Origin of the sequence: Roseateles flavus (genome assembly GCF_039872765.1) — a bacterium.
Classification (GTDB): domain Bacteria; phylum Pseudomonadota; class Gammaproteobacteria; order Burkholderiales; family Burkholderiaceae_C; genus Roseateles_B; species Roseateles_B flavus.
The window spans coordinates 909,214-928,692 of sequence record NZ_JBDPZC010000001.1 but is presented as its reverse complement, the minus strand read 5'-3'; the positions used below and the strand labels follow the sequence as shown (position 1 = coordinate 928,692).

At 70.3% G+C, this 19,479-nt stretch carries 15 protein-coding genes; 10 read left to right on the top strand and 5 right to left on the bottom strand.

Translation table 11 applies throughout. From position 1 onward, the window contains the following. Window positions 1-2 precede the first annotated feature (2 nt). Both ABDJ40_RS04150 and ABDJ40_RS04145 read right to left on the bottom strand, forming a co-directional pair. Window positions 3-1,727, bottom strand: coding sequence for a thiamine pyrophosphate-binding protein (locus ABDJ40_RS04150; protein WP_347606436.1), 1,725 nt, complete (start codon window positions 1,725-1,727; stop codon window positions 3-5). A 95-nt stretch (window positions 1,728-1,822) separates the two neighbouring features. After that, complete coding sequence (locus ABDJ40_RS04145) at window positions 1,823-3,070, bottom strand: MFS transporter (RefSeq protein WP_347606433.1); 1,248 nt, start codon at window positions 3,068-3,070, stop codon at window positions 1,823-1,825. Between the two features lie 79 nt (window positions 3,071-3,149). Between ABDJ40_RS04145 and ABDJ40_RS04140 the strand changes: the two genes are divergently transcribed. The 3 genes from ABDJ40_RS04140 (at window position 3,150) to ABDJ40_RS04130 (ending at window position 5,775) form a co-directional block, all read left to right on the top strand. Continuing rightward, window positions 3,150-4,019, top strand: coding sequence for an AraC family transcriptional regulator (locus ABDJ40_RS04140; RefSeq protein WP_347606430.1), 870 nt, complete (start codon window positions 3,150-3,152; stop codon window positions 4,017-4,019). A 182-nt stretch (window positions 4,020-4,201) separates the two neighbouring features. After that, a complete protein-coding gene (gene nadA, locus ABDJ40_RS04135; RefSeq protein ID WP_347606427.1) occupies window positions 4,202-5,305 on the top strand; it encodes a quinolinate synthase NadA in 1,104 nt (367 codons plus the stop codon). A 170-nt stretch (window positions 5,306-5,475) separates the two neighbouring features. Continuing rightward, window positions 5,476-5,775 carry a late competence development ComFB family protein gene (locus tag ABDJ40_RS04130; protein ID WP_269631703.1) on the top strand — a complete coding sequence of 100 codons (300 nt, stop codon included), beginning with the start codon at window positions 5,476-5,478 and terminating at the stop codon, window positions 5,773-5,775. A gap of 33 nt (window positions 5,776-5,808) precedes the next feature. On the opposite strand, the gene nadB is transcribed toward ABDJ40_RS04130, so the two are convergent. Both nadB and ABDJ40_RS04120 read right to left on the bottom strand, forming a co-directional pair. Then, window positions 5,809-7,410 (bottom strand): L-aspartate oxidase, encoded by a 1,602-nt coding sequence (gene nadB / locus ABDJ40_RS04125; RefSeq protein ID WP_347606423.1) that lies wholly within the window; start codon window positions 7,408-7,410, stop codon window positions 5,809-5,811. Between the two features lie 287 nt (window positions 7,411-7,697). Then, window positions 7,698-10,361: a zinc-dependent metalloprotease gene (locus ABDJ40_RS04120; protein WP_347606420.1), complete on the bottom strand. Its 2,664-nt coding sequence runs from the start codon at window positions 10,359-10,361 to the stop codon at window positions 7,698-7,700. Window positions 10,362-10,583: 222 nt separating this feature from the next. Between ABDJ40_RS04120 and ABDJ40_RS04115 the strand changes: the two genes are divergently transcribed. Genes ABDJ40_RS04115 through ABDJ40_RS04105 form a run of 3 tightly spaced genes read left to right on the top strand, consistent with a single transcriptional unit; the run spans window position 10,584 to window position 12,487 of the window. Further along, entirely contained in the window at window positions 10,584-11,192 is a 609-nt protein-coding gene (locus ABDJ40_RS04115) for a YqiA/YcfP family alpha/beta fold hydrolase (protein WP_347606417.1), read from the top strand. Then, window positions 11,189-11,941, top strand: coding sequence for a 3-oxoacyl-ACP reductase FabG (fabG, locus tag ABDJ40_RS04110; protein ID WP_347606414.1), 753 nt, complete (start codon window positions 11,189-11,191; stop codon window positions 11,939-11,941). The genes ABDJ40_RS04115 and fabG overlap by 4 nt, the downstream gene beginning before the upstream one ends. 27 nt (window positions 11,942-11,968) lie before the next feature. Next, window positions 11,969-12,487 (top strand): 2-thiouracil desulfurase family protein, encoded by a 519-nt coding sequence (locus tag ABDJ40_RS04105; protein ID WP_347607363.1) that lies wholly within the window; start codon window positions 11,969-11,971, stop codon window positions 12,485-12,487. A 12-nt stretch (window positions 12,488-12,499) separates the two neighbouring features. Here the strand turns inward: ABDJ40_RS04105 and ABDJ40_RS04100 are convergent, their stop codons facing one another. Next, window positions 12,500-13,510, bottom strand: coding sequence for an MBL fold metallo-hydrolase (locus ABDJ40_RS04100; RefSeq protein WP_347606411.1), 1,011 nt, complete (start codon window positions 13,508-13,510; stop codon window positions 12,500-12,502). Between the two features lie 101 nt (window positions 13,511-13,611). On the opposite strand from ABDJ40_RS04100, the gene ABDJ40_RS04095 reads away from it, so the two are divergent. The 4 genes from ABDJ40_RS04095 to ABDJ40_RS04080 all read left to right on the top strand — a co-directional run bounded on the left by ABDJ40_RS04095 (window position 13,612) and on the right by ABDJ40_RS04080 (window position 19,468). Continuing rightward, the gene (locus ABDJ40_RS04095) at window positions 13,612-14,523 is read left to right on the top strand and encodes a LysR family transcriptional regulator (RefSeq protein WP_347606408.1); all 912 of its coding nucleotides are present in this window, start codon (window positions 13,612-13,614) and stop codon (window positions 14,521-14,523) included. Between the two features lie 201 nt (window positions 14,524-14,724). Beyond that, window positions 14,725-17,355 (top strand): TonB-dependent receptor, encoded by a 2,631-nt coding sequence (locus ABDJ40_RS04090; RefSeq protein WP_347606405.1) that lies wholly within the window; start codon window positions 14,725-14,727, stop codon window positions 17,353-17,355. A 102-nt stretch (window positions 17,356-17,457) separates the two neighbouring features. Continuing rightward, on the top strand, window positions 17,458-18,810 hold the full coding sequence (gene gluP, locus ABDJ40_RS04085) for a glucose/galactose MFS transporter (protein ID WP_347606402.1): 1,353 nt from the start codon (window positions 17,458-17,460) through the stop codon (window positions 18,808-18,810). Between the two features lie 100 nt (window positions 18,811-18,910). Next, window positions 18,911-19,468: a cytochrome b gene (locus tag ABDJ40_RS04080; RefSeq protein ID WP_347606399.1), complete on the top strand. Its 558-nt coding sequence runs from the start codon at window positions 18,911-18,913 to the stop codon at window positions 19,466-19,468. Window positions 19,469-19,479: the final 11 nt, after the last annotated feature.

Here is a 19,479-nt window from a genome sequence, read left to right as displayed (position 1 = left end):
GCTCAGGCCTGGCCCAGGCGCTGGCGGGCTGCCTCGCGGATGGCACTGAGCGTGCTGCGGCTGGTGGAGACGTCGCTGGAAAGGCGCAGGTGGAACAGTGTCGGGCGCTCCTGAGCGATGGCTGCGCGCAGGGCGGGCTCGAAGTCCTCGGTCTTCTCGATGCGGTGCGAGGCCCAGCCATAGGCCTGGGCCAGCGCTGCGAAGTCCGGGTTGTAGAGATCGCTGCCCGAGACACGCCCGGGGTACTCGCGCTCCTGGTGCATGCGGATGGTGCCGTAGGTGCCGTTGTCCACCACCACGCACAGCAGCTTGCGGGCGCCGTAGCCGGTGGCCGTGGCCAGTTCCTGGCCGTTCATGAGGAAGTCGCCGTCCCCTGCGATATTGACCACCCAGCGCGACTGCAGCAGCGAGGCCGCGACCGCCGCCGGCAGGCCGTAGCCCATGGCGCCGCTGGTCGGTGCGAGCTGGGTGCGGCCGTGCCGGTGCAGGCCCGTGTAGCGGTGAAAGCGATGCAGCCAGCCGCTGTAGTTGCCGGCGCCGTTGGTGAAGACGGTGCCCTCGGGCAGCAGGCTGGAAAGGCTCTTGACGACCTCGGCCATGTCCAGCGGCGCGACCGGCTGGGCGACAAGGTTCGCCTCGTAGTCGGCATGCGCGGCCTGTGTCCATTCAGCCCAGGCACAGGCGGCCGGCGGCGCCAGCGCGGCCAGGGCCGGCGCGGCGCAGCGCATGCTGGCGTTGATCATCAACTCGGCGGCATAGACCCGGCCCAGCTCTTCGGCACCGGCGTGGATGTGGATGAGGTCCTGGTCCGGCAGCGGCGCCTGCAGCAGGGTGTAGCCGCCGGTGGTCATCTCGCCCAGGCGCGGGCCGATGGCGAGGATGAGGTCGGCGTCCTTCACGCGCTGCGCGAGCTTGGGATTGATGCCGATGCCCACGTCACCGGCGTATAGCGGATGGGCGTTGTCGAAGAGGTCCTGGAAGCGGAAGGCGCAGCCCACGGGCAGCTGCCAGCCCTCGGCGAAGCGCTGCAGGGCGGCCGCGCTCTCAGGCGTCCAGCCCCCACCACCGGCGATCACGAAGGGGCGCTTTGCGGCCGCCAGCCGCTCGCGCAGCTCGGCCAGGGCCGCGGGGCTGGGCGCGGCCTCGGCCACGCGCACACGGGGCAGGACCGGGGCGCTGATCGTCTGCGTCAGCATGTCTTCGGGCAGCACCAGCACCACGGGGCCGGGGCGGCCCTGCATCGCGGTGTGGAAGGCGCGGGCCACATATTCGGGCAGGCGCTCGGCGTCGTGCACCTCGCCCACCCACTTGGCCATGCCCAGCGTGCCGGGGCCGAACATCTGGCGGTAGTCCACCTCCTGGAAGGCCTCGCGGTCGCGCTGGTCGCTGGCGACCTGGCCGATGAAGAGGATCATCGGCGTCGAGTCCTGGAAGGCCGTGTGCAGGCCGATGCTGGCGTTGGTGGCGCCCGGGCCGCGGGTCACGAAGCAGATGCCCGGCTGCCCGCTGAGCTTGCCCTGCGCCTCGGCCATGAAGGCCGCGCCGCCCTCCTGGCGGCAGGCGATGAAGCGGATGCGCTCGCGGTGCTCGTGGAAGCCGTCCAGCACGGCCAGGTAGCTCTCGCCGGGAACGCCGAAGGCCGTTTCAACGCCTTGTTCGATCAAGGCCTCGACCAGCGCGTGGCCGGCGAGGCGCGATACAGCTTGGGTGGATGCTTGCTTCGTCATGCGGCGACTGTAGCGTCCGCCCGGGGGCCGGGTCTTGCGCTGTTGCAAGGCCCTCTTCGGGGCTTTCCCTAGCGCTGGAGCCTCCTCAGGCCGGATCAGGCCGCGGCCTTGCGGCGTGCCAGCCCCACCAGCGAGGCGGCGCAGATGCCCATCAGCAGGGCGAGGGCCGCACCGTAGAAGATGCCGTGGGTCTGGCCGCGGTCCATCAGAGCGCCGAAGACGGGCGCGGCCAGCGCGAAGCCGATGTCCAGGCCCGAGTACACCGTGCCATAGACGCGACCGGTGGCACCGGGCGGGGCGGCGCGCTTGATCAGCATGTCCCGCGAGGGCCCGGCCAGGCCGGTGCCGAAACCGGCCAGCGAGGCCACCACGAGCGCCGCCTCCATGGGCAGCCAGCCCGTGGCCGTGAGGCACAGGGCGGCGGCTGCGCCGGCCATGGCCAGGCCGATGGTGCGCTCCAGCTGCGCGCCGCGCGCCACCACGAAGCCGCCCAGCACCATGCCCACGGCGCCGGCCAGCATATAGCCCGTCACCACGAAGGCGGTCGAGCGCACGGGGATGTCGTACATGGCCGCCAGCGCAGGGCTGGCAAAGCTCTGGATGGCCGTCAGCGCCGCGGTGGTGAAGAAGAAGAAGGAGAAGCACAGCCACACCGAGGGCAGGCGCAGGAAGGCCAGCGGATGCTCCTCCTTGACGTCCGCGGCGGCGTGGCCGGGTTTCTCGTGGGCCCAGCTGCCCTGGCGGTCGTCGATGGCCTCGCGCTGCCACAGCAGCAGGGCCATCACGGTCAGGGCCAGCAGGGCCGTGCCCAGGTAGGCCACACGCCACTGTCCGCTCAGCTCCGACAGGCCGATCAGGAAGACCGGCGCACTGGCCCAGCCCAGGTTCCCCGAGATGCCATGCACCGAGAAGGCATGCCCCAGACGCGCCGGCGAGACCCGCTTGTTGAGGATGGTGAAGTCCACCGGATGGAAGGGCGAGTTCCCGAGGCCGGCCAGCGCCGCCGCCAGCATCAGGCCGCCGAAACCATGGGCCGTGCCCGCCGCGATGGAGGCCAGCACGAAGCAGCTCAGCGCCGCGAACAGTACGGGCCGGGCCCCGGTGCGGTCCACCAGGAAGCCGGCCAGGGCCTGGCCGATGCCGGAAATCACGAAGAAGGTGGTGACCAGCAGACCCAGCTCCGAATAGCTGAGCCCGAACTCCCGGATGAAGACCGGGAACAGCGGCGGCAGCAGCATGTGGAAGAAGTGGCTGGTGCCGTGGGCCAGGCCGATCAGGCTGATGGTGCCGAGGTCGCGGCGGGCGCTGTCGGGGGAGGACGGGGTGAGTACTGCGGAATTCATGGCTCCAATGTAGGCAGGGCTGGGGCGGCGCAGTTACGATAGGCTGACAGATTCTTTCGAATTCCGGCCATCCTTCCTCATGAGCCCGCCCAAGACACCCAGCAAGCGCCGCAGCGTGCCGCCCATGGACCCGCAGCGCTTCAAGCCCAGCCTGGAGCGGCCGGTGCGGGCCAAGGCACGCTGGATGGAGCATCAAATGGACATCCAGCCCCATCAGCACGAGTGGGCGCAACTGTCCGTGTCCATGGTCGGTGCGGTGCGGGTGCAGGCGGAGGGACCCCAGCGCAGCCACAGCTACCTGGTGCCGCCCTCGCGGGCCGTGTGGATCCCGCCGCACACCGTGCATGCCGTGAGTGCGGTGGAGCGGGCCGACATGCGCGCGCTGTACGTGCACGAGTCCGCCCTGGCCCAGCTGGGCCTGGCCGGCGGCCCGCAGGCCTGGGCGCAGTGCCGGGTGCTGGAGGTGACGCCCCTCATGCGCGAGCTGCTGCAGGCCCTGGCCACCGAGCCCGACAGCCTCCCCGGCCACAGCCCGCAGCATCCCCTGGATCAGGCTCGCGAGCAGGCCCTGTGCCAGCTGCTGATCGACGAGCTTCGCCGCGCCCGCAGCCTGCGCCTGGGTCTGAGCCTGCCTCACGACAAGCGCCTGCGCCACCTCTGCGAGACCATGATGGCCGAGCCCGCCCGCCACGCCGACATCGACGGCTGGGCCACCGAATGCGGCGCCAGCGCCCGCACGCTCTCGCGCCTGTTCCGCGAGGAGCTGGGCACCAGCTTCAGCCAGTGGCGCCAGCAGCTGCAGCTCGCCCACGCCCTGCAGCTGGCCGCGCAGAAGAAGCCCATGAACCTGATCGCCGCGGAACTGGGCTATGCCAGCGCCAGCGCCTTCTCGGCCATGGTCACCCGCGCCGTGGGCATGCCGCCGAGCCGCTTCTTTGAAAGGGCTTGACCCACCCCCTACGCGCCATCGCGCCCTTGCGGGGCGCACCGGCTGCCCGGCCAAGCCGGATCAGCGGTGGTCGCGTGGGGCGAGTGCCGGCTGGGCCGGGCACTCTCTGCCAGTCAGGTGAAGCGTTCGCTTGGAGAGGCCATGCCGCAGCAGGGGGCCGGGGCGCCACCTAGAATCCCAGCATGGAACAACAGCTGTTTGACTACACGCTTCAGGACGCCGCCGGCGAGAGCTGCACGGCCCATGCGTGGGCCAAGGTGCCCGCGCCGCTGAACCCCGCCCAGCGCGCCGAACTCAAGGCCCGCGCGGCCGCCCTGCTCAAGGCCAAAGGCGCGGTGCTGGTGGCCCACTACTACGTCGACGGCGACCTGCAGGACCTGGCCCTGGAGACCGGCGGCTGCGTGGCGGATTCACTGGAGATGGCCCGCTTCGGCCGTGACCATGCGGCGCAGACCCTCATCGTGGCCGGCGTGCGTTTCATGGGCGAGAGCGCCAAGATCCTCAGCCCCGAGAAGCGCGTGCTGATGCCCGACCTGGACGCCACCTGCTCGCTGGACCTGGGCTGCCCCGCCGACGAATTCAGCGCCTTCTGCGACGCCCACCCGGACCGCACCGTCGTGGTCTACGCCAACACCAGCGCCGCGGTGAAGGCCCGCGCCGACTGGATGGTCACCAGCTCCTGCGCGCTGGAGATCGTCAGCGAGCTCAAGGCCCGCGGCGAGAAGATCCTCTGGGCGCCGGACCGCCACCTGGGCCGCTACATCCAGGAGCAGACCGGGGCCGACATGCTCATGTGGAACGGTGCCTGCATCGTGCACGACGAGTTCAAGGGCCTGGAGCTGGACCTGCTGCGCGAGCAGCACCCCGACGCCATGATCCTGGTGCACCCCGAGTCGCCCAAGAGCGTGGTCGAGAAGGCGCATGTGGTGGGCTCCACCTCGGCCCTGATCAAGGCAGTGGTCGAGGGCACGGCGAAGGAATACATCGTCGCCACCGACAACGGCATCCTGCACCGCATGCGCCAGCTGGCGCCGGGCAAGACGCTCATCGAGGCCCCCACTGCCGGCAACAGCGCCACGTGCAAGAGCTGCGCCCACTGCCCCTGGATGGCCATGAACGGCCTGCAGGGCGTGATCGACTGCCTGGAGCGGGGCACGGGCGAGATCGGCGTGGACGAAGTCATCCGCCAGAAGGCCCAGACCTGCATCACCCGCATGCTGGATTTCACCGCGCAGCTCAAGGCGCGCCAGGCCACGGGGCTGGTGCCGGGCATCGGCGCCGCCTGAGCCTCTGATCCTGCGCCCAGGCAAGATCTGGCACCTGCCCCCGCCGGGACGCGATTTGCGTCCGCGGGGGCTTTCTTTTTGGCGGCTGCGGAGGCTATAAAGCGCCTATGCTGTCCCGCTGCCAGGGCCCATGCCGGGCCGCAGCGTCCACACCATAGAAGGGCCTCTTCATGTCCTCCGTCGACTTCACCTCGCTGTACAACCACCATGAGCGCGAAGTGTTCGCCGCCGTCATCGCCAGCGCGCCCAAGTACCCGACGCTCAACCGGGACGACGACCTGCTCTGCGACGTGGCCTGCGTGGCCCTGAACCGCCTGCCCCCGCGCTACATCCGCCATGCCGTGGATTTCAGCTTCTACCTGACGGAGTCCGAACGCCTGGAGACCGACGCGGCCATCGCCGAGGCCGTCTCCTATGCCTTCAACTTCGTGCAGGCGCGACTGGCCCTGCGCACCAAGCAGGGCGGCTGAGGTCCGGCCGGGCCGGGCTGATCCCCGGGGCGCTCAGCGCCGGCCGCGTTCGGCGATGAGCACCGTGGGAAAGCTCACCGGCAGGGTGCGAGGGTAGTCGCGGCTGAAGTGCAGGCCGCGGCTCTCGTGGCGCAGCAGGGCCGAGCGTACGATCAGCTCCGCGCAGTCGACCAGATTGCGCAGCTCCAGCAGGTCGCGCGTGACACGGAAGTTGGCGTAGTAGTCGTCGATCTCGCTGCGCAGCAGGGCGATGCGGTGCAGGGCGCGCTCCAGGCGCTTGGTCGTGCGCACGATGCCCACGTAGTTCCACATCAGCAGGCGGAGCTCGTCCCAGTTGTGGGCGATGACGACCTGCTCGTCGGCATCCTCCACCTGGCTTTCATCCCAGGCCGGCAGGGGCGCGGGCGGCAGCGTCGGCAGGGACTGGATGTCCTCGGCGCAGGTGCGGCCCAGCACCACGCATTCCAGCAGCGAATTGCTGGCCAGGCGGTTGGCGCCGTGCAGGCCCGTGTAGGCGGTCTCGCCCACGGCGTAGAGGCCGGGCAGGTCGGCGCGGCCCTGCAGGTCGGACACCACGCCGCCACAGGTGAAGTGCACGGCGGGCACCACGGGGATGGGCTGGCGCGCGATGTCGATGCCCAGCTTGAGGCAGCGCGCATGGATGGTGGGAAAGTGGCTCTTGAGGAAGTCCTCGCCCAGGTGGCGGGCATCCAGCCAGACGTGGTCCAGGCCGTGCTTCTTCATCTCGAAGTCAATGGCGCGGGCGACGATGTCGCGCGGGGCCAGCTCCATGCGGTCGTCGTGCGAGGCCATGAAGCGGGTGCCGTCGGGCAGGGTCAGGTAGCCGCCCTCGCCGCGCAGGGCCTCGGTGATGAGGAAGCTGCGCTCTTCGGGGTGGTAGAGGCAGGTCGGGTGGAACTGGATGAACTCCATGTTCGCGACCCGGCAGCCTGCGCGCCAGGCCATGGCGATGCCGTCGCCGGTGGAGGTGTCGGGGTTGGTGGTGTAGCGGTAGACCTTGCCGGCGCCGCCGGTGGCCATCACCACGGCACGGGCGGGCAGAGTCTCGACGCGGCGGCTGTCGATGTCCAGCGCATAGAGGCCGTAGCAGCGGGGCTCCTCCTCGCGCTGCACATGGCGGGAGGTGATGAGGTCCAGGGCCATCCAGCGCTCGCGCAGCTGGATGTTGGGGTGGGCCTGGGCGGCCGCCAGCAGCTGCTCGTGGATGGCCTTGCCGGTGGCGTCGGCGGCATGGGCGATGCGGCGCACGGCATGGCCGCCTTCGCGCGTCAGGTGCAGGCCCAGGGGGCCGCCGGCCTCGGGCGTGAAGGGCACGCCCTGGCGCACCAGCCATTCCACGGCCTCGGCGCTGCGCTCCGCGATGAAGCGGGCCGTGGCCTCGTCGACCAGGCCGGCGCCGGCGTCCTGGGTGTCGCGCACATGGCTGTCGATGCTGTCATCGCTGCCCAGCACACCCACGATGCCGCCCTGGGCCCAGGCCGTGGCGGCCTCGCCCAGCTCGCGCTTGGCCAGCACGATCACGGGGACCTGGTCCGCCAGGTGCAGGGCCACGGTCAGACCGGCCAGGCCGGCCCCCACGATGACCACGGGAAGTTGGGAAGCTGCAGCGCTCATGAATCGTTCGGCACGCCGCCCGGTTCATGGGGGCGTCATCGCAAAAGGTGCCTGATTCTAGGAGCGGGGCGGGCGGGGAGCCTGCGTGGGGGGCAAAGGCAGTGCTCGTGAAGGGAGGCCGTGCTTGGCGGGGCACGGACGGGGCGGTGCAAGCCGGGCGACGATCAGAAGCAAAGAAGCCCGCCGGTGCAAGCCGGCGGGCTTCTTTCAGCACGACGCCTGCGGATCCGGCTTCGCCGGGCCGTCAGGCGTGCCCTCTTGGGGGACCGGCACAGCCGGTAGGGGGCTCAACTCCGCTGCATGCCAGCCTTGAGGAGGTTGGACAGCATGTCCAGAGACTCGGCCAGATGGGCGCGGGTCTCGACCGACTGCCCGCCACGCGCCACCGCCGCGCGCAGCTCAGACTGCAGCTGGTTGGCATGCAGGCGCAGCAGCGCGTAGGCATCGGCCATCACGCCCGGGCCCCCCCCCTTGACCAGCACCGCCTGCAGGCGGCGCAGGTGTTCACGCTGCAGGTTGCGGCGCAGGCGGTCGATCTCGCCACCCGCCTTGAGCTCGCTCCACACGGCCGCCTGGGTGCTGGCATAGACCTCGTTGAGCGAGATCAGGCCCTTGCGGTCCTTGGCCGGCACGAAGCCCGGCAGGTCCATCAGGCGCTGGGCGGTGCCGGCGCTGTAGAGACGATCCAGGGCCACGTTCTGGATGCGGGCCACGGCGCCGGGGATGTCCACCGGGCCGGCGCGCTCCCATTCGTTGTAGTCCACCGTCAGCGTGCTGAGGAACTCAGGCTTGAAGCGGAAGCTGTCGGCGCTGAACAGGCCCTTGGCCAGGAAGTCCAGGGCCTCGCGCTGGCGGGCGGGCTCGACCGGCTTGAAGGCCGGCTGCATGGAGGCGCCCGGCAGCTCGCGCTGCATGTACATGCCGCCCACGTACTTGCCCACCAGCTCGGAAGCGCGGGCCAGCTGGTTGAAGCCGGCCAGCAGCACGCGGCGCTGGCGCAGCGGGTCCTCGCCCACCTTGGGCTGACGCTCCTGCACGCGGGCCCACAGCTCCTGCGAGAGCTTCAGACGGCGCTTGTAGTAGGCCAGCGGGTCGGCGCCCAGATCGAAGCGGTTGGCCAGCGGGTCGATGCCGCCGAAGAGGTCGGCGTCGGCATCGTCCGCATAGGCCAGCAGGGGATCGCTGCTGCGGGCAGCGATCCTGCCCAGCTCCTGCGCCTCGGCCGCGGCGGCCACGGGCTTGTAGGCGTACTCGATGGCCCAGTAGTCGTAGGCGCCCAGGGTGGTGTTGGTCAGGGCGCCGCTGGGCTCGCCCTTGAGCGAGAGGTTGTAGGCGTTGTAGTCCATCACCGAGCCGGAGATGCCGTGGGCATCGGTCCAGGCCTTGTCCAGCAGCTGAGCCTGGGTCACGGTGGTGGAGGCCTTGAAGTTGTGCTTCAGGCCCAGGGTGTGGCCCACCTCGTGCATGATCACGTCGCGGATCACGGCATGGACGAAGGCCTCGGCTTCGGGGCTGTCAGGCTGGATCTCGCCGCGCGCCTCGAGCACGTCCATCGCGAAGTCCATTTCGCTGACGGCCTCCTGGGCATAGCGGCAGGCCTCGGCGTCGTCATGGCTGGCATGGGCCGTGCGGGCCGCCGGGCGATTGACGTCCTCGACCAGGAAGCGGCGCGAGCCGCGGGCGAAGACATCGCTCATGCCGATGTCGGCGTCCAGGATCTCGCCAGTGCGCGGGTCGGCATGGCTGGGGCCGATGGCGAAGCCCACGTCGGCGCCCACGAACCAGCGGATGGAGGCGTGACCGGCGTCCATATTGTCCCAGTCGGCATCATCCGGCTGCTGCTTGGCGACGATGGCGTTCTTGAAGCCGATCTTCTCGAAGGCCTTGTTCCACTCGAGGATGCCCTCCTCCACCGCCTTGCGGTACTTGGGCGGGATGTTCTTGTCCAGCCAGTAGGTGATGGGCTGCACCGGCTCGGACAGGGCGGCACTCGCATCCGCCTTCTCCAGGCGCCAGCGCTTGATGTGGTGCACGCGGGTGTTGGGCTTGTAGTCCTCGCTGAGGTCGGTGTAGGACTCGGCGAAATGGCCCAGGCGCGGGTCGGCCAGGCGGGCCTTCATGGGCTGCTCGGGCAGGGCCTTGAAGCTGTAGACGAAGCTCATGAACAGGCTGCGCGGATCCGGCGTGGCCTGCGGTGCGCTGGGCATGGGCACGGGGGTCGGCGTCATCGGCGGCGCGGGGATGCGCGGCGTCGCGAAGTGCATGCGGGCGGTCAGCGTGCTGAGACCGGCCTCGGCGCGGGTGGCCTCGAAGAAGCTGTTGCTGCGATCCGGGCTGTAGGGCAGGCGGTAGGCGAACTCCAGGCGGGTGGACAGGCCGGGGATGTCGCTCAGCAGCAGGCTGGCATCCACGAGGAAGGACTTGCGCTCCGCGTGCTCGGCGCTGGCCACCGGCGAGGCTGCCAGCAGGCTGGGCGAGAAGGCCTGCTCCGAAGCCAGGCGGTTGCCGCCCTCGGCGCGGAACTTGGTGTTCAGGGCCACCAGCTGCAGCTGATTGCCCACGCGGCGCCACTCGGCCAGGTGCGCACGGCCCATCTGGCTGGCGTAGAGGCCGCGCTCGCCCACCGCATTGGAGACGTTGACGGAGAAGAGGAAGGGCTTGTTCAGCTGGGCCTTGGGGATCTCGATCCAGACCTTTTCGTCCTTGCGCCAGATGGGGAAGAGACCGTCCTGGCTCTTGGCGTCCTTGATGACGTCGGCGAAAGGCTTGGGCGCGGTGGGATCGACCGGCGGCTTGGGCGCGGCGGCCGGTGCGGAGGCGGCGCTGGCCGGCGCGGCCGGCGGCGTACCGCCATTGCCTTGTGCAAGCGCCGACTGGCCGGCGAAGGCCAGTGCGGCCAGGGCCAGCAGGCTCAGCCGGGGAGCCGGCACGCGGGAATAATTCTGGGTCATGGGTTCCGCTTTCATGGGGTGGGCCGGCCCGCGGCGAAGCGCCTGGGCTTCGCTTGCATGGCCGACGACAAGCCGCACATTGTCGAGAGCGGCCCTGCGGCGTCAATGCAGACCCACCCCACTCGTACCAGCCAAACCGTGCTTCATCGCACAGCTCGCAGTCGCCCGCGGTGACGCGCAGCCGACAGCCGCCGCCGCGCCCGGGCGCTAGACTGCCCCGCCATGAACGCTCCCCCGCCCCGCAGCACCCATCTGCTCTACCTGCACGGCTTTCGCTCTTCGCCACGCTCGGCCAAGGCGCAGCGCATGGCGCGCTGGGTGGGCGAGCATCGCCCGGACCTCACCTGGCTGGCGCCGCAGCTGCCGCCCTCGCCCCGCGAGGCCCTGGCCCTGATCCGCGAGCAGATCCGCGACTGGCCGCGCAGCACCATGGCCGTGATGGGCAGCTCGCTGGGCGGCTTCTACGCCACCTGGGTGCAGCAGCACACCGGCTGCCGCGCGGTGCTGCTCAACCCGGCCGTCGATCCGGCGCGGGACCTTTCCCGCCACATCGGCGAGCACAGCTGCTGGCAGGACCCGCAGGAGCGCTTCTTCTTCCGGCCCGAGTTCGTGGACGAGCTGCGCACCATCGCGCAAGACCTGACCCCCGGCGCCATCGCCCGCCCTGCGCAGCTGCTGGCCGTCATCGCCAAGGGCGACGAGGTGCTGGACTGGCGCGAGATGCACGCCCGCTACGAGGGCAGCCGCATCCATCTGCTGGAAGGCAGTGATCACGGCCTCTCCGATTTCGACGACTACCTCTCTGAACTGACGGAGTTTCTGCAGCTATGAATCCCGCACGCCGCCTGGAAGGCAAAGTCTCCATCATCACGGGCGCCGCCCAGGGCATCGGCCTGGCGACAGCGCTGAAGTTCGCGCAGGAGGGCGCCATCGTCGTCGTCTGCGACCTGCGCCAGGATGCCGTCGACGCCGCCGTGGCCCAGTGCCAGGCCGCGGGCGCCCAGGCCCTGGGCTTTGCGCTGTCCGTCACGGACCGCGGGCAGGTCGACTCCATGGTGGCCGAGGTCAAGGCCCGCCATGGCCGCATCGACGTGCTGGTGAACAACGCCGGCATCACCCAGGACGCCCGCCTGCAGAAGATGAGCCTGCAGCAGTTCGACGCCGTCATCGACGTCAACCTGCGCGGCGTCTTCCACTGCGCGCAGGCCGTGGTCGACAGCATGGTGGCGCAGGGCAGCGGGGTCATCCTGAATGCCTCCTCGGTGGTGGGCATCTACGGCAACTTCGGCCAGACCAACTACGCCGCCGCCAAGTTCGGCGTGATCGGCTTTACCAAGACCTGGAGCCGCGAGCTGGGACCCAAGGGCGTGCGCGTCAACGCGGTCGCGCCGGGCTTCATCGAGACGCCCATCCTCTCCACCATCCCCGACAAGCTGCTGGGCCAGATGCAGGAGGAGGTGCCCCTGCGCCGCCTGGGCAGCCCCGCCGAGGTGGCCAATGTCTACGCCTTCCTGGCCAGCGACGAGGCCAGCTACGTCAACGGCGCGGTGCTGGAAGTCTCCGGCGGGCTGACGGTGTGAGCGCCCGTGGCTGAGGCACAGGCCCGCATGCTCGTCAGCGCCTGCCTGCTGGGCGCGCCGGTGCGCTACGACGGCCGTGCGCAGGACCTGCGCTCGGCCCTGCTGGACCGGTGGCAGGCCGAGGGGCTGGTCGTGCCGCTGTGCCCCGAGCTGGCGGGCGGCCTGCCCGTGCCGCGGCCGCCGGCGGAGATCGAGGCCGGCGCCCGGGGCTGGCAGGTCTGGCTGGGCCAGGCCCGCATCCGTGATGCCGACGGCGGCGACCCGACGGAGGCCTTCAAGGCCGGCGCCGCCGCGGCCCTCGCCCTGGTGCAGCGCCACGGCCTGCGCCTCGCCGTGCTCAAGGAAGGCAGCCCGTCCTGCGGCAGCCAGCGCATCGCCTCGGGCCACTTCGACGGCCTCAAGCGCCCCGGCGAAGGGCTGACCGCCGCCCTGCTGCGCCAGCATGGCGTGCAGGTCTTCAGCGAGCATGAGCTGGAGGCGGCGCAGGACGCGTTGCGGCATCTCATGGCCTCGCAGCCCCCTGATCCAGGCTTGATCCAGGCCTGACTCGAATCCGGCTCAGGCCTGGTGCCCCAGCCGCACCCGCATGGCCGGGTGCCGCGCGGCCAGCGCCTTCAGGGCCTGCAGGCTGTTGACGTTGCGGGCGGCATCCCGGGTGAAATCGCCCGGCTCGACCCCATGCTCCCAGCCCCAGCGCGTGTGGCAGGTGTCGCCCGCCAGCAGCACCGGCCCCTGCGTGGTGCGCAGCAGGTAGGCCGTGCTGCCGGCGGTGTGGCCGGGCACGTGCAGGGCATAGACGGAGCCGTCGCCGAAGACGTCCAGCACGGCCAGCGGGTCCGTTCCCAGTGGAGCCTCGAAGGGCCAGGCGCGCAGGGGCGGACGGCCCTTGAGCAGGGCGTCGCTGGCGCCGTGGACGAAGAGATGGGTCCAGTGCCGCTCGGTGGTTTCACCGGGGCCGGCATAGAGGGGAAGGTCCAGCGGCAGGTCGGGCAGGCCGCTGAGGTGGTCCAGATGCAGATGGGTCAGCAGCACGCCCTGCAGGGGCTGGCCCAGGCTGCGCAGCACGTCGCCGCTGCTGTTCCACACGCGCATCTGGTCGAACTTCATGGCCTTGCGCAGGAAGGCGTTGAGGCCCCAGTCGCCGGGGTTCTGGATCAGGGCCTGGGCCACGCCCGTGTCCACCAGGAAGGTGCCCCGGCTGGGATGCTTGAGCACATGCAGGAAGATCTGGATGGGCTCGTCGCGGTTCTGCAGGCCGGCTGCGCGCGCCGCCGGATGCGCCAGATTGAGCAGTCCCTCCAGGGCCGAGACGCCGGTGGCGCTGGCCACCGTGTCCAGCTCGATGGGGCCGGGCTCATCGAGCCGGGCCTCCATCTGCGCCCAGCCCACCGGCCGGCTGATGCTCTCGCGCTGCATCTGGTGCGCGGTGGGCGCGCAGGCCGCCAGGGCCAGCAGCGCCGCCAGGGCCAGGCCTGCCCAGCGCCGCTGGCGTCCTGAGTCCAAGGCCGCGTGGACGCTCCACTGACGCGTCAGATGCGCCGCCGACTGCTTCTTGATCTGATGACTCATGCTAGCCTCCCGTTCAACAATATGGGCCGCATGCTTTCACGGTGAAGGCCGCTTGGGAATCGACCAAGTCTTGATCGGCCCATGCAAAAGGACATGGCTTCATGGCACGCGAGCACTTGCGCTGGGACGACCTCCAGCTCTTCCTGAGCGTGGCCGAGTCCGGCAGCTTCAGCGCGGCGGCGCGCCAGCTGCGCCTGGCCCAGCCCACCTTGTCGCGCCGCATCGCGGAGCTGGAGGAGAACGTGGGCGAACCCCTGTTCCAGCGCCAGGCCCAGGGCTGCCGCCTGACCGCCGCCGGCCAACGCCTGCTGCCCTCGGCGCGGCGCATGGCCGAATGGGCCCTGGAGGCGGATGTCGCCCTGAGTCGCCCCCACGAGCGCCTGGAGGGCAAGGTGAGGGTCGCCGCACCGCCGCGCATGGCCTTCGAGCTGCTGGCGCCGCTGGCCGCGCTGCTGCTGCAGCAGCAGCCAGGGCTGAGGCTGGAAGCGCTGTCCGGCATCGAGACCCTGAATCTCGCGCGCGGCGAGGCTGACCTCGCCCTGCGCACCAGCCGCCCGGCGGACAAGGAGCTGCTGATCCTGGACCAGCTCAGCTGCCCCATCGTGGCCTACGCCAGCCCGGCTTATGCGGCCCGCCTTCCCGCGCCGCCGGAGCCGCTGAAGCTGGCGCAGCTGGACTGGATCGTCTGGGCCCCTCCCTACGAGGAACAGCAGGTGAACCAGGCCCTGGCCGCGGCCATCCCCGGCTTCCGGCCGGCCTTCAGCTCGGACGACTACCTGGTGCAGCTGGCCGCCTGCCGCGCGGGCGCCGGCGTGCTGGTGATGGCGCGCGCCCTGCACCGGCACAGCGCGCTGGACGGGCTCGTCGAGCTGCCCGTGCCCCTGGGCGATCACCGCGGCGACCTGTTCCTCGTCAGCCATCAGCGCTCGGCCGGCCTGCCACGGGTGCGCCATGTGGCTGCGCTGATCAGCGCTGAGTTCGAGCTGCTGCGCCAGACGCCCGGCGTGCACTGAGGCAGGCCGGGCCCTGCGCACCCAGGGTCATCCCGGAGCTGCAGCTGTCATTGCGCGCGGCGAATGTAAGACCGATGCAATGTAGTCCAACAAAGCGCAACGCCCTGCCGTGACGGCCCGGCGTGCGCCCTACATTGCGCTGGCACCTCGGTGGCCCAGCCGGCATCCAGAGGCGTACCCCGACAAGAACAGGAGACCCACGTGCCGCTTTCCCGCCATCCCCACCTTTTCCGCCAGCCCCACCTTTCCCGCCGCCTGCTGCCCCGCCTGGTGAGCCTGACCGTGGCCTCCCTGGCCGCCGCACCCGCGCTGGCTGCCGACGAGGCGCCCGCCCCCAGCGCCAACACGCTTGAGCAGGTTGAGGTGCGCGGCGTGCGCGCCACGCTCAAGCGCAATCTCGCCGAGAAGCGCGAGGCCCAGAACATCGTCGACACCATCAGCGCCGAGGACGTGGGCAAGTTCCCCGACAAGAACGTCGCCGATTCCCTGCAGCGCGTGCCCGGCATCTCGGTGGACCGCATCTGGGGTGAAGGCAAGGCCATCTTCGTGCGCGGCACGGACAAGAACCTCAACATGACCCAGCTCAACGGGCAGGCCGTGGCCTCGTCCGAATGGTGGCTCAACGAGGCGCAGACGCGCAGCTTCAACTACGACGTGCTGCCCTCCGAGATCGTCGGCAGCCTGGAGGTCTACAAGAGCCCCTCGGCGGACCTGGACGAAGGCAGCATCGGCGGCCTGGTGATCGTCAGGACCCGCCGCCCCCTGGACTTCAAGGACGCGCTGACCCTGCAGGCCTCGGCGGAGGCGCTCTACAGCAAGCTGCCCGGCAAGACCGACCCGCAGCTCAACGGTCTGCTGAACTGGAAGTCCGCCGACAAGACCGTGGGCGTGCTGCTGGCCCTGAGCCGGCAGCAGCGCACCATGCGCCGCGACGGCCTGGAGATGTTCCCGGACGGCCCCTACGACATCCAGGACCAGCACGGCGCCGTCACCCGGGCCTACGCCTCCTGGGGTGGCGGCTCGGCCATCTTCCGCCAGGAGCGCGAGCGCACCACCGCCAACCTGGCCGTGCAGCTGCAGCCCACTGCGCAGACCGACATCGTCCTGAACCTCATGGATTCGGACATGAAGATGAACAACAACAACCAGAACTACCTCTGGCAGGTGGGCGGCCTGGCGGACAAGGGCGTGATTGCGGTCACCGACCCGCGCTTCATCACCGTCGGCGACGGCGGCAAGGCGCTGGTGGGCGGCATCGTGGGCCCGAAGACCGGCGTGTCCTTCGAGCCCATCTACCGGGAGTCCTATGTGAGGTCCCGACTGGCCGACCTGGACGCCAGCTACCAGGGCAGCACCTGGAAGCTGCACGGCCAGGCCGGCATCACCTCCAGCGAGGGCGGCAGCTCGCATGACCGCCACTTCTGGATGGAAGGCGACACCCGCGCGCAGATCAGCCTGGGCCCCGACCACTACGGCGTGAAGTACCTGGACATCAACCCCCTGGACCCCAAGGCGCTGACGCTGAAGGCGGGCGACGACCGCATCCGCCGCATGGAAAGCCGCGAGACCTACGGCCAGGCGGACCTGAGCTGGGAGCTGGGCGAGGCTTTCTTCAACACCCTCAAGCTGGGCGTGAAGCTGCGCGACAACACCCTGCGCAACAAGCGCACCCAGGGCTCCGCCAAGGCCGGCTCGGCGGGCTGGCAGGCCTTCTCGCTGGCCGATCTGTCGACCGGCCCCTCGCCCCTGCTGAGCCAGGCCGCGGCCACCTCCGATGCGCTGACCCAGTACGCCTGGTTCGACGACGGACTGGTCGCCAGCAAGGCCATCCCGATGTACGACAAGGCCATGGTCTACAAGGACCTGCTCAACGAGAACTACACCATCAAGGAGCGCATCAGCGCCGGCTATGCCAAGGCCGACTTTGCCAGCGGGCGCTGGCGCGGCGACGTGGGCCTGCGCGTGGTCCGCACCGAGCAGACCTCGGACGGCTACCTGGCCAACGCGGACGGCAGCTTCGCGCCGGTCAGCCAGAAGCACCGCTACAACGACGCCCTGCCCAGCCTCAACGTGATCTACGACTGGAGCAAGGAGATCATCGTCCGCGGCGCCGTGTCCAAGACCATGGCGCGCCAGACCTTCGACCTGCTGAGCCCCGGCCTGCGCCGCGACGGCACGGTGCTGACCCGCGCCTATGCCGGCAATCCGCTGCTCAAGCCCGTCCATGCGAACCAGGCCGAGATCGGCGCCGAGTGGTACTACGCCGACGCCTCGCTGCTGGCCGCCACGCTGTTCGTGAAGAAGCTCGACACCTTCACCTACAAGGCCTCGAAGCAGGAGCCGGTGGGCGGCGAGACGCTCAATGTCGAACGCCCCTACAACGCCGACAACGGCGCCGACATCAAGGGCTTCGAGCTCCAGTGGCAGCAGCCCTTCGGCCACAGCGGCTTCGGCACGGTCGTCAACTACACCTTCACCGACGCCGTGGCCGGCGCCGTGGCGGGCCAGCCGCGCCTGAAGGTGCTGGGCAACTCGCGCGACCAGCTCAACCTCAGCGGCTACTACGAGCGCCACGGGCTGACGCTGCGACTGTCCTACAACTACCGCTCCAAGTCCTATGGCGACGTGCAGATGGGCGGCCAGGTCGTCAACAGTGCCTACGGCCAGTGGGACGCCTCGGCCAGTTACGACGTCACGCCGAAGCTGACGGTCTATGCCAGCGCGGTGAACCTCAACAACGAGGTCATCCGCAGCAACACCGCCGACGGGCTGCCCATCGGCGTCTACGAGAACGGCGCCCGCTACAGCATCGGCCTGCGCGCCAAGTTCTGAGCGCCGGCAAGACCTGACCCTTCGTGCCAGGCCCTGCGCCGCCCGCACCAGGCGGCGCAGGGTCGGCTGCGCGCTGCCCGCCTCACCGGACGCACCCCCACCATGCACGCCAAGACCTCCACCGCCCCGCGCCCCATGACCCTCGCACAGGGCCCCTCGGTCCTGCTGGCCATGGGCTTCATCGCCCTGATGTTCTTCATCCTGGGCTTCGTCACCTGGCTCAACGGCTCACTGATTCCCTTCCTGAAGCTGGTCTGCCGCCTGAGCAACTTCCAGGCCCTGTGGGTGACCTTCGCCTTCTACATCGCCTACACCGTGATGGCGCTCCCGGCGGCGCTGCTGCTGCAGCGCACCGGCTACAAGCGGGGCATGACCCTCAGCCTGGGCGTGATGGCCGCGGGTGCGGGGCTCTTCATCCCCGCGGCCCAGAGTGCGCACTACGGCCTCTTCCTGCTGGCGCTCTTCACGCTGGCCACCGGCATGACGCTCATGCAGACGGCCATCAACCCCTACATCGTCTGCATCGGTCCGCGCGAGAGCGCCGCCATGCGCATCAGCATCATGGGCCTGTTCAACAAGGGCGCGGGCATCGTCGTGCCCCTGGTCTTCTCGGCCCTGGTCCTGGGTGGCATCGGCCCCTATGCGCATACCGAGATGGCGCGGCTGGCTCCCGCGGCGCAGGCGCTGCTGCGGGTGGAGCTGGCCTCGCGCCTCATCTACCCCTATGCGGTGATGGCCGTGGCGCTGCTGCTCTTCATGGGTCTCGTGCAGCTGGCGCCGGTGCCGGAGCCCGCGCTGGAACCGGATTCCGCCCCCGGCCGCCGCGAGACCCGCGCCCTGGGCGTGCTGCGCTTCCCGCAGGCCGTGCTGGGCGCCCTGAGCCTCTTCGGCTACGTGGGCGTGGAGGTGATTGCGGGCGACACCATCGGCCTCTTCGGCCAGCAGCTGGGCGTGCCGCACTATGCCGTGCTGACCTCCTACACCATGGGCTTCATGGTGCTGGGCTACCTGCTGGGCGTGCTGCTGATCCCTCGCGTGCTGAGCCAGGCCCGTGCCCTGGCGATCTCCGCGGCGCTGGGCCTGCTGTGCGTCGTGGGCGTGGCCGGCAGCTCCAGCAGCGCGACGGGCTGGAGCAGCCTGCTGCTGGGCTGGCTGGGCGTGCCCCCCGTGCCCGACGCCGTGCTGTGCCTCGCCCTGCTGGGCCTGGCCAATGCCCTGGTCTGGCCCGCCATCTGGCCGCTCGCGCTGGAAGGACTGGGCCGCTACACCGCGGCCGGATCGGCCCTGCTGATCATGGGCATCGCCGGCGGCGCCCTGCTGCCCATGCTGTACGGCCGGCTCAGCGACCAGCTGGGCGGTCAGGGCGCGTACTGGATGATGCTGCCCTGCTATGCGCTGATCCTGTTCTACGCCCTCGTGGGGCACCGCCTGCGGCGCCGGCCGGGGCAGGACTGAGGCCGGGGCACGCAGACCCGATGCGCAGGGCGCACATGGGGCCGCGTCCCGATGCTGCAGCCTCGCTAGACTCGCGGGCCACCATCACCGGACCCTCGCCATGGCCGAACATGACCCGCTGCCTCCTTCCAGCCGCCTGCTGCACTGGCTTGTCGCCACCTTGATGCTGGGCCTGGCCGGCGTGGGCCTGTACATGAGCCGCAGCGAAGCCTGGGCGCTGTACCCCTGGCACAAGTCGCTGGGTGTGATCGCCCTGCTCCTCATCGCCGTGCGCCTGGTCCAGCGCCTGCGCCTGGGCCTGCCCGGGCCGGTGCAGCCCACCTCGCCCGCGATGCAGCGCGCCGCCCGCTGGGCCCACGGCACCCTGCTGGCCCTGACCCTGCTGATGCCCTTGAGCGGCATGGTGTTCTCGGGCGCCAGCGGCCACGGCTTCGGCGTCTTCGGCCTGACCCTGGTGCCGCACCAGGACGATCCCGCCAAGCCCGGCGAGGTCCTGCCCTACAACGCCACGCTCGCCGAGCTGGGCCATCAGGCCCACCACTGGCTGGGCTACCTGCTGCTGCTGCTCGTGACCCTGCACGTGCTGGCGGCGCTGAAGCACCACTTCATCGATCGCGACAGCACCCTGCTGCGCATGCTGGGCCGCAAGAAGGGCTGAGCCCCGGCGCG

What these genes read in the sequence shown, in the direction of transcription:
- ABDJ40_RS04150 (WP_347606436.1), bottom strand. Translation starts at nt 1,727, where the DNA reads ATGACGAAGCAAGCATCCACCCAAGCTGTATCGCGCCTCGCCGGCCAC.
- ABDJ40_RS04145 (WP_347606433.1), bottom strand. Translation starts at nt 3,070, where the DNA reads ATGAATTCCGCAGTACTCACCCCGTCCTCCCCCGACAGCGCCCGCCGC.
- ABDJ40_RS04140 (WP_347606430.1), top strand. Translation starts at nt 3,150, where the DNA reads ATGAGCCCGCCCAAGACACCCAGCAAGCGCCGCAGCGTGCCGCCCATG.
- nadA (WP_347606427.1), top strand. Translation starts at nt 4,202, where the DNA reads ATGGAACAACAGCTGTTTGACTACACGCTTCAGGACGCCGCCGGCGAG.
- ABDJ40_RS04130 (WP_269631703.1), top strand. Translation starts at nt 5,476, where the DNA reads ATGTCCTCCGTCGACTTCACCTCGCTGTACAACCACCATGAGCGCGAA.
- nadB (WP_347606423.1), bottom strand. Translation starts at nt 7,410, where the DNA reads ATGAGCGCTGCAGCTTCCCAACTTCCCGTGGTCATCGTGGGGGCCGGC.
- ABDJ40_RS04120 (WP_347606420.1), bottom strand. Translation starts at nt 10,361, where the DNA reads ATGACCCAGAATTATTCCCGCGTGCCGGCTCCCCGGCTGAGCCTGCTG.
- ABDJ40_RS04115 (WP_347606417.1), top strand. Translation starts at nt 10,584, where the DNA reads ATGAACGCTCCCCCGCCCCGCAGCACCCATCTGCTCTACCTGCACGGC.
- fabG (WP_347606414.1), top strand. Translation starts at nt 11,189, where the DNA reads ATGAATCCCGCACGCCGCCTGGAAGGCAAAGTCTCCATCATCACGGGC.
- ABDJ40_RS04105 (WP_347607363.1), top strand. Translation starts at nt 11,969, where the DNA reads ATGCTCGTCAGCGCCTGCCTGCTGGGCGCGCCGGTGCGCTACGACGGC.
- ABDJ40_RS04100 (WP_347606411.1), bottom strand. Translation starts at nt 13,510, where the DNA reads ATGAGTCATCAGATCAAGAAGCAGTCGGCGGCGCATCTGACGCGTCAG.
- ABDJ40_RS04095 (WP_347606408.1), top strand. Translation starts at nt 13,612, where the DNA reads ATGGCACGCGAGCACTTGCGCTGGGACGACCTCCAGCTCTTCCTGAGC.
- gluP (WP_347606402.1), top strand. Translation starts at nt 17,458, where the DNA reads ATGCACGCCAAGACCTCCACCGCCCCGCGCCCCATGACCCTCGCACAG.
- ABDJ40_RS04080 (WP_347606399.1), top strand. Translation starts at nt 18,911, where the DNA reads ATGGCCGAACATGACCCGCTGCCTCCTTCCAGCCGCCTGCTGCACTGG.